At 71.6% G+C, this 15095-nt stretch carries 15 protein-coding genes; 5 read left to right on the forward strand and 10 right to left on the reverse strand.

The annotated features are described in order from the left end of the window. The first annotated feature begins 39 nt into the window (after positions 1–39). Positions 40–858, forward strand: coding sequence for an isoprenyl transferase (locus OEIGOIKO_RS28305; RefSeq protein WP_031001960.1), 819 nt, complete (start codon positions 40–42; stop codon positions 856–858). Positions 859–937: 79 nt separating this feature from the next. Here OEIGOIKO_RS28305 and OEIGOIKO_RS28310 read toward each other — a convergent pair whose 3' ends face one another. From OEIGOIKO_RS28310 to OEIGOIKO_RS28325, 4 genes are all read right to left on the reverse strand, one after another. Next, positions 938–1366, reverse strand: coding sequence for a Fur family transcriptional regulator (locus tag OEIGOIKO_RS28310; protein WP_031001961.1), 429 nt, complete (start codon positions 1364–1366; stop codon positions 938–940). A gap of 97 nt (positions 1367–1463) precedes the next feature. Further along, positions 1464–2372, reverse strand: a complete 909-nt coding sequence (locus OEIGOIKO_RS28315; protein ID WP_125056356.1) for a metal ABC transporter permease — start codon at positions 2370–2372, stop codon at positions 1464–1466. 16 nt (positions 2373–2388) lie between these two features. Continuing rightward, the gene (locus OEIGOIKO_RS28320) at positions 2389–3162 is read right to left on the reverse strand and encodes a metal ABC transporter ATP-binding protein (protein ID WP_125056357.1); all 774 of its coding nucleotides are present in this window, start codon (positions 3160–3162) and stop codon (positions 2389–2391) included. Positions 3163–3229: 67 nt separating this feature from the next. Beyond that, entirely contained in the window at positions 3230–4228 is a 999-nt protein-coding gene (locus OEIGOIKO_RS28325; RefSeq protein ID WP_125056358.1) for a metal ABC transporter substrate-binding protein, read from the reverse strand. A gap of 199 nt (positions 4229–4427) precedes the next feature. Between OEIGOIKO_RS28325 and OEIGOIKO_RS28330 the strand changes: the two genes are divergently transcribed. Beyond that, complete coding sequence (locus OEIGOIKO_RS28330) at positions 4428–5810, forward strand: glycine--tRNA ligase (RefSeq protein WP_125056359.1); 1383 nt, start codon at positions 4428–4430, stop codon at positions 5808–5810. Between the two features lie 98 nt (positions 5811–5908). Here OEIGOIKO_RS28330 and OEIGOIKO_RS28335 read toward each other — a convergent pair whose 3' ends face one another. Then, on the reverse strand, positions 5909–6316 hold the full coding sequence (locus OEIGOIKO_RS28335) for a hypothetical protein (RefSeq protein WP_125056360.1): 408 nt from the start codon (positions 6314–6316) through the stop codon (positions 5909–5911). A gap of 176 nt (positions 6317–6492) precedes the next feature. Here OEIGOIKO_RS28335 and OEIGOIKO_RS28340 point away from each other — a divergent pair, with 176 nt between their 5' ends. Both OEIGOIKO_RS28340 and OEIGOIKO_RS28345 read left to right on the forward strand, forming a co-directional pair. After that, entirely contained in the window at positions 6493–7704 is a 1212-nt protein-coding gene (locus tag OEIGOIKO_RS28340; RefSeq protein ID WP_125056361.1) for a sensor histidine kinase, read from the forward strand. A gap of 20 nt (positions 7705–7724) precedes the next feature. Next, positions 7725–8357, forward strand: a complete 633-nt coding sequence (locus OEIGOIKO_RS28345) for a response regulator (RefSeq protein ID WP_125059058.1) — start codon at positions 7725–7727, stop codon at positions 8355–8357. Here the strand turns inward: OEIGOIKO_RS28345 and OEIGOIKO_RS28350 are convergent. The 4 genes from OEIGOIKO_RS28350 to OEIGOIKO_RS28365 all read right to left on the reverse strand — a co-directional run bounded on the left by OEIGOIKO_RS28350 (position 8315) and on the right by OEIGOIKO_RS28365 (position 12434). Then, positions 8315–8950 (reverse strand): Uma2 family endonuclease, encoded by a 636-nt coding sequence (locus tag OEIGOIKO_RS28350; RefSeq protein WP_125056362.1) that lies wholly within the window; start codon positions 8948–8950, stop codon positions 8315–8317. The genes OEIGOIKO_RS28345 and OEIGOIKO_RS28350 overlap by 43 nt on opposite strands. Positions 8951–9025: 75 nt before the next feature. Further along, complete coding sequence (locus OEIGOIKO_RS28355) at positions 9026–9610, reverse strand: TetR family transcriptional regulator (protein WP_125056363.1); 585 nt, start codon at positions 9608–9610, stop codon at positions 9026–9028. A gap of 113 nt (positions 9611–9723) precedes the next feature. Further along, entirely contained in the window at positions 9724–10731 is a 1008-nt protein-coding gene (locus OEIGOIKO_RS28360) for an aldo/keto reductase (protein WP_125056364.1), read from the reverse strand. 236 nt (positions 10732–10967) lie between these two features. Then, entirely contained in the window at positions 10968–12434 is a 1467-nt protein-coding gene (locus OEIGOIKO_RS28365; RefSeq protein ID WP_125056365.1) for an MFS transporter, read from the reverse strand. A gap of 101 nt (positions 12435–12535) precedes the next feature. Here OEIGOIKO_RS28365 and OEIGOIKO_RS28370 point away from each other — a divergent pair, with 101 nt between their 5' ends. Further along, complete coding sequence (locus OEIGOIKO_RS28370) at positions 12536–13426, forward strand: helix-turn-helix transcriptional regulator (protein WP_371858977.1); 891 nt, start codon at positions 12536–12538, stop codon at positions 13424–13426. Here the strand turns inward: OEIGOIKO_RS28370 and OEIGOIKO_RS28375 are convergent. Further along, a complete protein-coding gene (locus OEIGOIKO_RS28375; RefSeq protein WP_125056366.1) occupies positions 13399–14877 on the reverse strand; it encodes an MFS transporter in 1479 nt (492 codons plus the stop codon). The genes OEIGOIKO_RS28370 and OEIGOIKO_RS28375 overlap by 28 nt on opposite strands. Positions 14878–15095: the final 218 nt, after the last annotated feature.

The following is a 15095-nucleotide window of genomic DNA, read 5'->3' on the forward strand; positions in this document are numbered from 1 at the left end:
CCACGCATCAGGCACTACGGCATAGGAGATGTGGACCGGATGGCACGACGCGGATTCCTGGGGCGCGGCCGACGCGAGTACGAGACGCCCGAGCCGCACCCGTCCGGTGCGCGTCCGCCGAAGATCCCCGGCGAGCTCGTCCCGAACCACGTGGCGGTCGTCATGGACGGCAACGGCCGCTGGGCCAAGGAGCGCGGCCTGCCCCGCACCGAGGGCCACAAGGTCGGCGAGGGCGTCGTCCTCGACGTGCTCAAGGGCTGCATCGAGATGGGCGTCAAGAACCTGTCGCTGTACGCCTTCTCCACCGAGAACTGGAAGCGCTCGCCCGACGAGGTCCGCTTCCTGATGAACTTCAACCGGGACGTCATCCGCCGCCGCCGGGACGAGATGGACGCGCTGGGCATCCGCATCCGCTGGGTCGGCCGGATGCCGAAGCTGTGGAAGTCCGTGGTGCAGGAGCTCCAGGTCGCCCAGGAGCAGACCAAGGACAACGACGCGATGACGCTGTACTTCTGCGTCAACTACGGCGGCCGGGCGGAGATCGCGGACGCGGCGGCGGCCATCGCGGCGGACGTACGGGCCGGGAAGCTGGACCCGTCGAAGGTCACCGAGAAGACCGTCGCCAAGTACATGTACTACCCGGACATGCCGGACGTGGACCTGTTCGTCCGGCCGTCCGGCGAGCAGCGCACCTCCAACTACCTGATCTGGCAGAGCGCCTACGCCGAGATGGTGTTCCAGGACATTCTCTGGCCGGATTTCGACCGGCGGAACCTGTGGGACGCCTGCCTCGAATACGCCAAGCGGGACCGCCGGTTCGGCGCCGCCCCGGAGGCGGAGCCCGCGCCGCAGCAGTGAGGCGGTAAGTCCGTACGCGAAAGCGGCCGGTCCCCTGAGCCAGGGGGCCGGCCGCTTCCGTATGCCGGTGTGCTCCGCGTCAGGCGGAGCCGGCGGCCGCCTTGGCCGCGCACTCGCCGCACGTACCGAAGATCTCGATGGTGTGCCCGACGTCCTGGAAGCCGTGCTCGGCGGCGATCTGGTCCGCCCACTTCTCGACGGCCGGGCCCTCCACCTCGACGGCCTTGCCGCAGTTGCGGCACACCAGGTGATGGTGGTGGTCGTCGGTGCTGCATCGCCGGTAGACGGCCTCGCCGTCGTTGGTCCGCAGCACGTCGACCTCGCCCGCGTCGGCCAGGGACTGCAACGTCCGGTAGACCGTGGTCAGCCCGACCGAGTCCCCCCGGTGCTTGAGCATGTCGTGCAGTTCCTGCGCGCTGCGGAACTCGTCCACCTCGTCCAGTGCCGCTGCCACGGCGGCCCGCTGCCGCGTCGACCGGCCGCGCACCGGAGATCCAGCGCTCGCCACCGTTGCCTCCCTAGGTCTCGGGACGTCCCCCTGCACATCAGTCCGGCCATTGTGCCAGGTGATGACCGGAGCCCGGGTGCAACGCTTACGCAGATGCCTACCTCTTGGCCCCTTGCACGCTGACATCGTCGCCGGGGGAGCGGCTGCCGGGCAGATCCAGAGTGCACTGTTCGGCGGCCGCGGCGGCGGCCCGCGCGCGCTTTCTGGCCAGCGGGGCGGCCATCGCCGCCATCAGCGCGAAGACCGCGATGGCCAGCAGCACGATGCTCGCGCCGGGCGGCACGTCCACGTAGAAGGAGAAGACCGTACCGGAGAGGGTGACGACGACGCCGATGGCGACGGCCAGCGCGAGGGTCATCGCGAAGCCGCGGGTGGCCTGCTGCGCGGCGGCCACCGGCACCACCAGCAGCGCGCTGACCAGCAGCAGGCCGACGGCGCGCATGGCGACCGTGACGGTCAGCGCGGCGGTCACCGCGAGCAGCAGGTTCAGCCACCGCACGGGCAGGCCCATGACCCGGGCGAACTCCTCGTCCTGGCAGACGGCGAACAGCTGCCGCCGCAGTCCGAGGGTGACGGCCATCACGAAGGCGGCCAGCAGACAGGTGACCGTGACGTCCTCGGCGGAGACGCTGGTGATCGACCCGAAGAGGTAACTGGTGAGGTTGGCGGTGGAGCCGCCGGGCGCCAGGTTGACGATCAGCACACCGCCGGCCATGCCGCCGTAGAAGAGCATCGCCAGCGCGATGTCCCCGCGGGTACGGCCCTTGGAGCGCACCAGCTCCATGGCGATCGCGCCGAGCGCGGCGACCAGCACCGCCATCCACACGGGCGAGGTGCGCAGCAGGAAGCCCAGCGCGACGCCGGTCAGCGCGACATGGCCGATGCCGTCGCCCATGATCGCCTGGCGGCGCTGTACGAGGTAGATGCCGACGGCGGGCGCGGTGACGCCGACCAGGAGGGCGGCGAGCAGCGCGCGCTGCATGAAGGCGTAGTTCAGGAGGTCCATGTCAGGTCAGTCCGTCTCAGGTCAGCAGCCCGGTGCGGACCGGCTCGGCGGCCGGGTCCGCGTGCGGGTGGACGTGGTCGTGGCCGGGCAGGGCATGCTGGCCCACGGCCTCCGGGGGCGGCCCGTCGTGCACCACACAGCCGTCGCGCAGCACCACGGCGCGGTCGATCAGCGGCTCCAGCGGGCCCAGCTCGTGCAGCACGAGCAGGACGGTGGCGCCCGCCGCGACCTGCCCCCGCAGCGTCTCGGCCAGCACCTCCTGGCTGGCCAGGTCGACGCCGGCCATCGGCTCGTCCATGATCAGCAGTTCGGGGGAGGCGACCAGCGCGCGGGCGATCAGCACCCGCTGGTGCTGGCCGCCGGAGAGCGCCTCGACGCTGTCCTTGGCGCGGTCCGCCATGCCCACCAGGTCCAGCGCCCGGTGGACGGCGTCCCGGTCGGCCCGTCCCGGCCACTTCAGCTTCGTACGGGAGAGCCGGCCGGAGGCGACGATCTCGCGGACGGTGGCGGGCACGCCGCCCGCCGCGGTGGTGCGCTGCGGGACGTACCCGATGCGCGCCCAGTCCCGGAACCGGCGCTGCGGGGTGCCGAACAGCTCCAGCTCACCGCTGGTCAGCGGCACCTGGCCGACCACCGCGCGGACGGCGGTGGACTTGCCGGAGCCGTTGGCGCCGAGCAGGGCCACCACCTCGCCGCGCCGTACGGTCAGGTCGACGCCGCGCAGGACGGGGCGCGCGCCGAGCGCCGCTCCCGCCCCGCGCAGGGATATGACCGTGTCCTGGTCCTTCATGGCCGGATCCTCCCGTCGTGCCGTACGTATGTGTCCCGCCGGGTACCCGGCCGTTCCGCGCGGCCGGTCACTTGGCGCCGAGCGCTTTCTGCAGCGCCGCCAGGTTGGCCTCCATGACCTGGACGTAGTCCTTGCCCCGGGACTTCTCGGTGATCCCCTCGATGGGGTCGAGCACGTCGGTCTTCACGCCGAGGTCCTTGGCCAGGGTCTGCGCCAGCGCCGGGCTGGTCAGCGTCTCGAAGAAGACCGTGTTGACGTGGTGGTCCTTCGCCAGCTTCTGCAGCTCCTTCATCCGGCTGCCGCTGACGTCGCCCGACTCGGGGTCGATGCCGTTGATGGCTTCCTCGGTCAGGCCGTAGCGCTCGGCGAGGTAGCCGAAGGCGGCGTGGGTGGTGATGAAGGTGTCCGACTTCTTGTTCTTCAGTCCGTCCTGGAACTTCTTGTCCAGGTCGGTCAGCTTCTTGACCAGGTCGTCGGTGTTACGGGCGTAGTCCGCCTTGTGTGCGGGGTCGGCGTCCGCGAAGGTCTTGCCCACTCCCTTGGCGACCTGGGCGAGCTTCACCGGGTCGAGCCAGATGTGCGGGTCGTTGCCGTCGCCCTCGTGATCGTGGCCTTCGTGGCCCTCGTGTCCGTGCTCGTCGTGGCCGGTGCCGTTGTCGCCGGTGGTGTGGTCGTGGCCGTCGACCTCCGAGCCGTGCTTCTTCAGCCGGGTCAGGGACGCCGCGTCGACGGTGTGCTCGACACCGGACTGCTGGACGGCCTTGTCGACGGCGGGCTGCACGCCCTTGAGGTAGACGATCGCGTCGGACTCGCCGAGCTCGGCGGTCTGGCGGGGGCTGAGCTCCAGGTCGTGCGGCTCGGTGCCCGGCTTGGTCAGGTCGGTGACCTGGACGTGGTCCTTGCCGATCTCCTTGGCGAGGAACTCCATCGGGTAGAACGACGCCGTCACGTTCAGCTTGCCGTCGGCCTTGCCCCCGCCCGAGTCGGAGCACGCGGAGAGGGTGAGCATGCCGAGTACGGAGGCTCCGGCCAGGACGGCGGTGGGTATGTGACGTCGTACGTTCATGACACTCATTTTCAACAAAAGTGGAAACGATTGTCAACAACGGCCTCCGGGGAGGGCTGCCGGGGAACCGATTTGATCCGGGGGGCAGGGCCGCCGGTAACCTGAGTCATTCGCCCGCCCGCCTCCCGGCCATCACCCCCACGGAGGCAGCAGGGCGCCGCTCCTATTAATCGTTCGTCGTCGCAATGAAGAGAGCACCGTGGCCGCCGACAAGATCGACACAATCGTCAGCCTGAGCAAGCGCCGTGGCTTCGTATACCCGTGCAGTGAGATCTACGGTGGCCAGCGCGCCGCCTGGGACTACGGCCCCCTCGGCGTCGAGCTCAAGGAGAACATCAAGCGCCAGTGGTGGCGTTCCATGGTCACCTCGCGCGACGACGTGGTCGGTATCGACTCGTCGGTGATCCTGGCCCCCGAGGTCTGGGTGGCCTCCGGCCACGTCGCGACCTTCACCGACCCGCTGACCGAGTGCACCGCCTGCCACAAGCGGTTCCGCGCCGACCACCTCGAAGAGGCGTACGAGGCCAAGCACGGCCGCCTCCCCGAGAACGGCCTGACCGACGTCAACTGCCCGAACTGCGGCAACAAGGGCCAGTTCACCGAGCCCAAGCAGTTCTCCGGCCTGCTCTCCACCCACCTCGGCCCGACCCAGGACAGCGGCTCCGTCGCCTACCTGCGTCCCGAGACCGCGCAGGGCATCTTCACCAACTTCGCCCAGGTCCAGCAGACCTCCCGCAAGAAGCCGCCGTTCGGCATCGCGCAGATGGGCAAGTCCTTCCGCAACGAGATCACGCCCGGCAACTTCATCTTCCGGACCCGCGAGTTCGAGCAGATGGAGATGGAGTTCTTCGTCAAGCCGGGCGAGGACGAGCAGTGGCAGGAGTACTGGATGGAGCAGCGGTACAACTGGTACCGCGACCTCGGCCTGCGCGAGGAGAACATCCGCTGGTACGAGCACCCCGCCGAGAAGCTCTCGCACTACTCCAAGCGCACCGCCGACATCGAGTACCGCTTCCAGTTCGGCGGCTCGGAGTGGGGCGAGCTGGAGGGCGTCGCCAACCGCACCGACTACGACCTGTCCTCGCACGCCAAGGCGTCCGGCCAGGACCTGTCGTACTTCGACCAGGAGGCCGGCGAGCGCTACACCCCGTTCGTCATCGAGCCCGCGGCCGGTGTCGGCCGCGCCATGCTCGCCTTCATGCTCGACGCGTACACCGAGGACGAGGCGCCGAACGCCAAGGGCAAGATGGAAAAGCGCACCGTGCTGCGCCTCGACCCGCGCCTGTCGCCGGTCAAGGTCGCCGTGCTGCCGCTGTCCCGCAACCCGCAGCTCTCGCCGAAGGCCAAGGGTCTCGCCGCCGACCTGCGCAAGAACTGGAACATCGACTTCGACGACGCGGGCGCCATCGGCCGCCGCTACCGCCGCCAGGACGAGATCGGCACGCCGTTCTGCGTCACCGTCGACTTCGACACCCTGGACGACAACGCGGTCACCGTGCGCGAGCGCGACACGATGAAGCAGGAGCGGGTGTCGCTGGACCAGATCCAGGCGTACCTGGGTGCGCGTCTGCTCGGTTGCTGACCCTTCGCGGGGCGCCGCCGAACTGACGGCCTCGAACGCCGGCCGGGCTGGAATCGTCCAGCCCGGCCGGCGTTCGTTTGCCGCGAGACCGTCACGGGTCACCGGGGCGATCGCACGGCGAGTGCCGCGCAGGTGATCGCCAGCGGCAGCTCCGCGCCGACCGCCATGGCTACGGCGCCCAGCAGCTCGCTGCCCGGCCCGGCCGTCGCCACGTCGACGTACGCGTCGGTGACGAGCAGCACCGCTGCCGCCGCCGCGGCGGCCCGGTGGCCGGAGCGCCCGTTCAGCAGCCGGGTACCGGCGATCAGCAGGCACGCCGCCTCGACCGCGTCGAGCGCCACCCAGGCCGCCGCCTCCGCGGACGGCAGCGTCCCCGCCAGGTAGCCCATCCACGGCAGCAGGGCCAGCCCGGCGCCGGTCAGGATGCGGCCCGCCCAGGTGCGACGGGTCGCCGCCAGGGTGAACGGACGGGCTGCGTAAGGGCAGTTGACGATGACGAGTGCCATGGGTGCGCCTCTTCCGGGCCGGGTCGGCCCGGCTTTCGGGCTCGTGATCCACTCTCCCGGCGAGGACGGTCGCGGTCAGTAACACCGGTGTCCGACTTGGGGTGGCACTGGTTGCACCCCCGGAGCGGAAAGTGGCTTCATGGCCGGCCTGTCAGGCCCCCGCATACCGTTTGCTCATGACCATCCCGCCGCGGCTGCGCCGTGTTCTCGTACGGCTGCGCCGCGACCTTCTCTTCATCGGCGCGGGGGTGCCGCTGCACGGCATACCGCCCCTGTTGTGCATCTGGGCGTGCCTGCACATCGCCGACATCCTCGGGCCGGGGACCACCTGGGGAACCCTGGGGCTGCCGATCCCGGTGACGCTGCTCGTCATCTCCGCCTACGGCCTGACCGAGGCCCAGCGGTGGCGCTTCCGGACGCTGTGCGGCGTGGACCTGCCAAGGTTGCGCCGGCGTGCGGGGAAGCGGCAGTGGGCCTACAACTGCCTGATCGGTCCCCTCTTCGGGGCGCTCGAAGCGTTGCTGCTGGCGGTGCTGGGAGTGGCCCTGGTGGCGGCCACCAGCCTCGTGTGGATCTTCGCGGTGGAGCCGCGGTGGCGGGTGGAGCACCGCGGGTACACCACCTCGCTCGGGTACGCGACCGTCGCGGGCCTGCTGGTCCTGGCCGCCGTACCCGCCCTGGCCGGCGGCCTCGTACGGCTGGAGAACATCGTCGGCCGCGCCGTCCTCTACGTCAGCCGCTCCGAGGAACTGGAACGGCGCGTCGAGGACCTGACCGAGAGCCGGGCCGGAGCGGTCGACGCCGCCGACGCCGAACGCCGCCGTATCGAACGGGATCTGCACGACGGCGCGCAGCAGCGGCTGGTCGCGCTCGCGCTGAACCTGGGGCTCGCCAAGGCCACGCTCAAGGATCTGCCGCCCGAGGCGCGGCAGGTCATCGAGGAGGCGCACCGGGACGCCAAGGAAGCCATCGAGGAACTGAACAGCCTGGTCCGCGGGCTGCACCCGGCCGTGCTGGACGAACTCGGCCTGGACGCCGCCCTGTCGGGCCTCGCGGCCCGGGCGCCGCTGCCCGTACGGCTGTGGACGGACCTGCCCGGCCGGGCCGCGCCCGCCGTCGAGGCGGTTGCCTACTTCGTCGTCTCCGAGGCCCTCAACAACGTGGCCAAGCACGCCGAGGCGACCCGGGCCGAGGTGAACGTCACCCGCCTCGGCGAGATACTGCGGGTGGTCGTCACCGACGACGGGGTGGGCGGTGCCGATCAGGCCCGGGGGAGCGGCCTGAAGGGGCTCGCCCAGCGCGTGCGCTCCGTGGACGGGGCGTTCCGGATGAGCAGCCCCGTCGGGGGCCCGACCACCATGACCGTGGAGTTGCCGTGCCTGACCTGACCCCCGCCGTACGCCGCGCCGTGATCGCCGAGGACTCCGTCCTGCTGCGGGTCGGGCTGGTGAAGGTGCTGGAGACGGCCGGGTTCGAGGTGGCCGCCGAGGCCGGTGACGCGCAGGCGCTGGTGGCGGCGGTGGAGAGGCACCGTCCCGACCTCGCGGTGGTGGACGTACGGATGCCGCCCGGCTTCACGGACGAGGGGGTGCGCGCGGCGCTGGAGATCCGGGAGCGGTGGCCGGACACGGCCGTACTGATGCTGTCGCAGTACGTGGAGGAACGCTACGCCGCCAACCTCCTCGCTTCGAACACCAGCGGCATCGGCTATCTGCTCAAGCAGCGCGTCGCCGACGTCGAGGAGTTCATCGAGGCGCTGCGCCGGGTTGCCGACGGCGGGACCGCGCTGGACCCGCAGGTCGTGGCGCAACTGCTGGTACGGCGCCGCAGTGACCCGCTGGAGCGGCTGACCGAACGCGAACGGGAGGTGCTGGCGCTGATGGCGGAGGGCCGCTCGAACGCGGGCATCGCGGGAGCGCTCGTGGTGAGCGAGTCGGCGGTCGCCAAACACATCAACAACATCCTGGCGAAGCTGGACCTGCCGAGGACCGACGCGGATCATCGGCGGGTGCTGGCGGTGTTGCGGTTCCTGGGGGTGTGAGGGGAGCGGTGCCGTCGGCGCCCGGGCTCACGGGCGAACAGCGCCGGCACCCGTAACTCCTCGCCGAAGTCGGCCGACTCCCGCTCGGTGTAGCCGTCCTCACCGGGCTCCCAGAACACGGTGGTCCGCTGCTCTTCCATGTCGACCAGCAGATACACCGGCACGCCGGCCTTCCCGTACGTCGCGAGCTTGTCCCCGTAGTCGTGGTGACGCGTCACCGGACAGGTCAGTTCGACGGCCAGCGAGAGATTCTGGCCGTCGAGGTGGTACTCGTCCGTGTCGAACGCGCTCTCGGCGACGGCGTACATCTCCGGTTGCAGGGCGCGCTCCTGCACCGGGAAGGTGAAGAGGAAGGGGGCGCCCATGAGGACGTGACCGTCCGGAGTGAGCGGCGACAACTGCGATTCGATCGCCAGCATCGTGAGCGTGTAGTAGGGCGGCGGCCACGGCGACAGGACGATGCTGTCGGCGACGATCTCCGCCCGGTGGCCGGCGGGTACATCGATGCTCAGGAGGTCACCGAGCACGCGCGGGAACCAGGCCGGGTCGTGCGGAACGCGTTCGGTCGTCTGCCGTTCGAGCATCAGTGTCATGACGCACCTTCCCCCGTTGAGTGATCAGACTGATACTCAGCGTAGGGGGTGCCACTGACAACGCCGGCCGGTCCGTCAACTCCGCAACCCCCGCAACACCAACTCCACCACCGCCCCCAGCGCCTCCTCGATCCCCGGCCGCGACCACTCCGCCGCGTAGCACGGGTCGTGGAAGCGGCCGGTCGCGTCGAAGACCGCGCGGGCCAGGGTCGCCGAGTCGCCCGGTGCGAAAGCGCCCTGTTCGATGCCGTCGAGGATGATCGCCGCCAGCTGGCCGGTCAGGTCGGCGACGTGCTGTTCCACGACGCCGCCGCTCTCGCCGACCAGCGTCATGTAGGTCGCGAACAGTTCGGGGTCGTCGCCCGCCTTGTGCTGCTTCGCGGTGAACAGCTCGCGCACCCAGCGGCTCAGCCGCTCCGGCGCCGGGCCGTCCTCGGTGACGACGGCCTGAAGTCGCGTACTCGTGCGGTCCAGCCAGCGCTGCGTGACCGCCTCGCGCAGCGCCGTCTTCGTGCGGAAGTGCCGGTACACGCTGCCGTGGCTGACGCCGAGCGCGCGCGCCACGTCGACGACGGTGGCCTTGGCCGGGCCGTAGCGGCGCAGCACGTCCTCGGTCACTTCGAGGATGCGTTCGGGAGTCAAGGTCTCGGCTGGTGGCATGGCGGGCGTACGGGCCTTTCAGGTCGGGGGCACCGGGCGCGGCGTCCTGGTACGGACGCGGAGGCGTCCTTCCACGGACCGTACCCGTACGCTCCCCGACTGTGCCCCTGAGGTCAGCGCTCGCTGTCCAGAAGGGCCATGTGCTCTTCCGGGTAGCGGTCGCCGGACGCGGAGCCCGCCGGGACGGCGCGCTCGATGGCCGCGAGGTCGCCGGCGTCCAGTGTGACGTCCAGCGCGCCCAGCGCCTCCGTCAGCCGGTCCCGGCGGCGCGCGCCGACCAGCGGCACGATGTCCTCGCCCTGAGCGAGGACCCAGGCGATGGCGATCTGCGCGACCGTGACGCCCTTCTGCTCGGCGATCGCGCGCAGCGCGTCGGTCAGATCGAGGTTGCGGTGCAGGTTCTCGCCCTGGAAGCGCGGGCTCGCCGCGCGGAAGTCGCCGGCGGCCAGCTTGCGGTCGCGCGCGAAGTGGTCGCTGAGCAGGCCGCGGGAGAGCACGCCGTACGCGGTGATGCCGATGCCCAGTTCGCGCGCGGTGGGCAGGATCTTCTCCTCGATGCCGCGGGAGATGATCGCGTACTCGATCTGGAGGTCGGAGATCGGGGCGACGGCGGCGGCCCGGCGCAGGGTGTCCGCGCCGGCTTCGGACAGGCCGATGTGCCGTACGTGACCGGCCTCGACCAGCTCGGCGATGGCGCCGACCGTCTCCTCGACCGGCACGTCGGGGTCGACGCGGGCCAGCCGGTAGATGTCGATGTGGTCGGTGCCCAGGCGCTGGAGCGAGTACGCGGCGAAGCTCTTCACCGCGGCGGGCCGGCCGTCGAAGCCGATGAACTCACCCTCGACGGTGCGCTGGGCGCCGAACTTGACGCTGGTCAGCGCCTGTTCGCGGCGGGCGGCGGGCGCGCCGCGCAGCGCCTCGTTGATCAGCAGCTCGTTGTGGCCCATGCCGTAGAAGTCGCCGGTGTCCAGCAGGGTGACGCCGGCTTCGAGCGCCGCGTGGATGGTGGCGACGGACTCGGCGCGGTCGCCCGGGTCGCCGTACGCGGCGGACATGCCCATGCAGCCGAGGCCGAGGGCCGAGGACTGCGGGCCTGTGGTGCCGAGGGTGCGGGTCTGCACGGGGTGCTCCTCAGGGGCGGGGGAGGGGTGGGTGGAGGGCCGGCCGCCACGCGTCGCGGGGGAACACGACGCGTGACGGCGGCACTCCTCAACCTTGGCATACCCGGTGACAGATTTCAATATCTGTCATTCGTGCATTCCGTGGCCGGCCCCGGCCGGCGCGCCGCGCCCCCACGGCGCCCCCGCCCCCTGCCGCCGCCCCGGACCGCTACCGCACCGCCCGCCGCCCCGGCCCCCTACCGCACCACCCGCGGCAACCGGAACGTGAGCGCCACATTGAGCCCGACCGTCGCCAGCTGCGCGAGGAGCGCGACGATGAGGGCGTTCTGCACGCCGAGTGACGGCAGCAGCGTGAGGAAGAGCGTGCCGAGCGTCGCGACACCCAGGGCCAGACCGGCCTGCTGGGTGGTGACCATCGCTCCGCCACCCACCCCTGCCTGCGTCGCCGGCAGTTCGCTGAGGACGATCCGCAGCAAGGTCGGCAGGACCAGGCCCTGGCCCACGCCGAGCACCGCCATCGCCGCCGCCAGCGCGGGGGCGGACACGTCGGCCCACTGCGTACGGAAGACGAGCGCCAGCGCGAGCAGTCCGGCGCCCTGGATCAGCGACCCGGCCACTACCACGCGCCGCCCGAAGCGGGCCACCAGCCGCGGCCCGGCCAGCGACGCGACGAAGTACGCCGCGCACAGCGGGACGAGGGCGAGCCCGGCCGCCAGCGGCCCATACCGCAGGCCGTCCTGGAGGGCGACCGCCACCACGAACATGAACCCGCCGAAGCCGATCGAGAACGGCAGGATCACGCTCAGGCCGCTGCGTACGGAGCGCAGGCGCAGCAGGGACGGCGGCACGAGCGGGGTGCGCCCGGCCCGTTCGGCGCGCCGCTCGACGACGACGAACGCCGCGGCGGCGAACGGGAAGACGGCCGGCAGCAGCCAGGACCACACCGGCCAGCCGGCCGCGCGGCCTTCGGTCAGCGGCAGCAGGAGGCTGACCAGCGCGACGGCCAGCAGCACGGTGCCGGGCACGTCGACCCGGCTGGGGTGCGGCGAGCGGGTCTCGGGCACGGTGCGCAGTGCGAGCAGCAGCGCCACCGCGGCGATCGGCACGTTGACCAGGAACACCGCGCGCCAGCCGGTCCCGGCCAGGTCGACGGCGACCAGCAGCCCGCCGAGCACCTGCCCGAGCGCGCTGGAGACTCCGGCCGTACCGCCGTACAGGCTGAGCGCCTTGGCACGGCGTGCCCCGCTCGTCGTGGCCTGGATGGTGGCCAGTACCTGCGGCAGCAGCAGCGCGGCCGCCGCGCCCTGGGCGACGCGCGCCGCCACCAGCGTCCAGGCGTCCGGCGCCAGGCCGCAGGCGAGCGAGGTGAGCCCGAAGGCCGCCAGCCCCCACAGGTAGAGCCGGCGCCGGCCGACCATGTCACCGAGCCGTCCGCCGACGACGAGCAGCACCGCGTACGCGACGCCGTAGCCCGCGACGACCATCTCCAGCAGGGCCGGGCCCGCGCGCAGGTCACGGTCGATGGTCGGCAGCGCGACGTTGACGATAAAGAAGTCGATCATCGGCAGGGCGGCGCCGAGGAGCACGGTGACCAGGCCGAGCGGGGTCAGCGCGGGGTGGGTGGGACGGATGGGACGGGTGGGTGCGGACTCGGGGGCCCGCGTCGGGACGGTGTGTACGTCGCGTACGTCGGTATCGCTCACGAGGAAGACGATCGTCCGCCGCCCAGAGGGGTACCAGAGTCTCCTTATCCTGGTACCGGCGCTACCTGGCAACCCGCTGAGCACTCCGGCATCCTGGGTCCATGACCGCCACCATGCCGGAGAGAGCGCCGGAGAGAACAGGGCCCGCGCGGACCGACGGCGACGTCCGGCGCGGCGAGCTGGCCGCCTTCCTGCGCAGCCGCCGCGAGCGGATCACTCCGGAACAGGTCGGTCTGCCGCGCGGCGCCCGCCGCCGTACGCCGGGCCTGCGCCGTGAGGAGGTCGCCCACCTCTCGGCGGTCGGTGTCACCTGGTACACGTGGCTTGAGCAGGCGCGCGACATCAAGGTCTCGCCCCAGGTGCTGGACGCCGTGGCCCGCGCGCTCCAGATGGACCGGGCCGAGCGCGGCCACCTCTTCGCACTGGCCGGCGTGACCGACCCGGTGCGGGGCAGCGAGTGCACGGGCGTGTCACCGGCGATGCGGCAGATGCTCGACCGGCTCACGCCGTTCCCCGCCGCCGTCCAGAACAGCCGGTTCGACCTCCTCGCCTACAACAGCACCTACGGGCGGCTGCTGTGCGACCTGGACGCGCTGCCCGAGGAGGACCGCAACTGCCTGTGGCTGGCGTTCACCAACGAGGAATGGCGGGCGAGCCTGGTGGACCTGGACAAGACGCTGCGCGTGATGGCCGCCAAGTTCCGCGCCTCCATGGCTGGCCATGTCGCCGAGCCGCCCTGGAAGGCGATGGTGGCGCGGCTGGAGGCGGCCTCGCCGGAGTTCCGCGAGATCTGGGCGCGCCAGGAGGTCGTACGGCCGGTGAGCCAGTCCAAGCTTTTCCGTCAGCGGGACGTCGGCCTGCTGCGGCTGTCCTCCACCAACCTGTACACCGGCCCCAGCCAGGGGCCCAAAATGATCACCTACACGCCCGACGACGAGGCGACGCGCGAGAAGCTGGAACAGCTTCAGGCTTTGACGCGCGCGGCGGGCTGACCGCCGGGCCCCTGCGGCGGAGCCTGGTCGCGTGTGGCCTCCAGACGCTCCGCAGCGCGGCGCGCAGTGCCCTGGGCCCAGCGACCGGTGGTCAGCGCGCCCAGCAGCAGCACGGCCGCACCGCACCCGGCGATGATCCACCAGGCGGGACGGCTCGCCTCGACGAACCGGCTGCCGGTGGCCGCGACGCGGGTGCCGCTGGCCAGTACGGCGCCGATCACCGCGACCCCCAGCGAGCCCCCCACCTGCCGGCTGGTGGAGGCGATGGCCGCGGCCACGCCCGCCTGCGTACGGGGCATCCCGGACACCGCGGTGTTGGTGATGGGCGCGTTGACCAGCCCGAAGCCGACGCCGAAGAGCACGTACCCGGTGAAGAGCAGCGGGGTGCTCGCCTCCGCCTCGAAGCCCGCGAACAGCACCCCGCTGGCCGCCATCGCCAGCCCGGCCAGCAGCAGCGGCAGCCGCGGCCCCAGCGAGCCGACCAGCCGCCCGGACAGGGGCGCGAAGACCAGCGTCATGCCCGCCATCGGCAGCATGTAGAGCCCCGCGTCCAGGGCGGACAGACCCCGCACGTCCTGAAGGTAGAGCGTGTTGACGAAGAGGAACCCGCTGAGCGCGGCGAACGCGCAGACCGCCACGACCGTGGCGCCGCTGAACGGCGCGCTGCGGAAGAACCGCAGGTCGATCAGTGGCTCGGTGCGCCGCCGCTCGTACATCAGCAGTCCGGCGAGCGCGGCGACGGCCGTCGCGGCGAAGCCCAGGATCAGCGGCGAGGTCCAGCCGGCCGCCGGTGCCTCGATGATCGCGTACGTGAGCGCGCCGAGCAGCACGATCACCAGCAGCTGGCCGACGGGGTCGACGCGGCGCGGCCTGGGGGCGCGCGACTCCGGCACGTACCGCATGGTCAGGAAGAGGGCGAGCGCCCCGATGGGGACGTTTATCCAGAAGATCGCGCGCCAGTCGACGGTCTGCACCAGCAGCCCGCCGACGATCGGCCCGGCCGCCATGCTGATGCCGACCACGCCGCCCCACACACCGATCGCGCGGGCCCGTTCCCTCGGCTCGGTGAAGGTGTTGGTGATGATCGACATGGCGACGGGGTTGAGCATCGAGCCGCCGACGGCCTGCACCATGCGGAACGCGACCAGGCACTCCAGGTTCGGCGCCAGGCTGCACAGCAGCGAGCCGAGCGAGAAGACCACCAGGCCCGCCTGGAAGACCCGGCGGCGGCCGAGCCGGTCGGCGGTGGAGCCGGCCAGCATCAGCAGCGAGGCGAGGACCAGGGTGTAGGCGTCGATCGTCCACTGCATGCCGGAGACCGAGGTGTCCAGATCCTTCTGCATGGACGGCAGGGCGACGTTCAGGACGGTGTTGTCGAGGCTGACGATCAGCAGGCTCATGCAGCAGATCGCCAGGACGAGCAGGCGCCGCCGGTGGCTCGGCTCGGGCATAGGTGAACGGTACAACGAACGGGGGGCGGCGGCTCTTGGGACAGCGACGGGGGAGGGCCGGACGGGCCGCTACGGGAGTCCGTGGCCGGCCGCCGTCGAGGGATGGGACGAGCCGTCGTGAGCGTCCGCGGGCCGGCCGCCGCTGAAGGGTGCGACGAGCCGTCGCGGGCGTCCGCGACCAGGGGACCTACGGCTCTGGCGAGGCACCCCCGCGAGTG

This window comes from Streptomyces paromomycinus, assembly GCF_003865155.1.
GTDB lineage: Bacteria > Actinomycetota > Actinomycetes > Streptomycetales > Streptomycetaceae > Streptomyces > Streptomyces chrestomyceticus.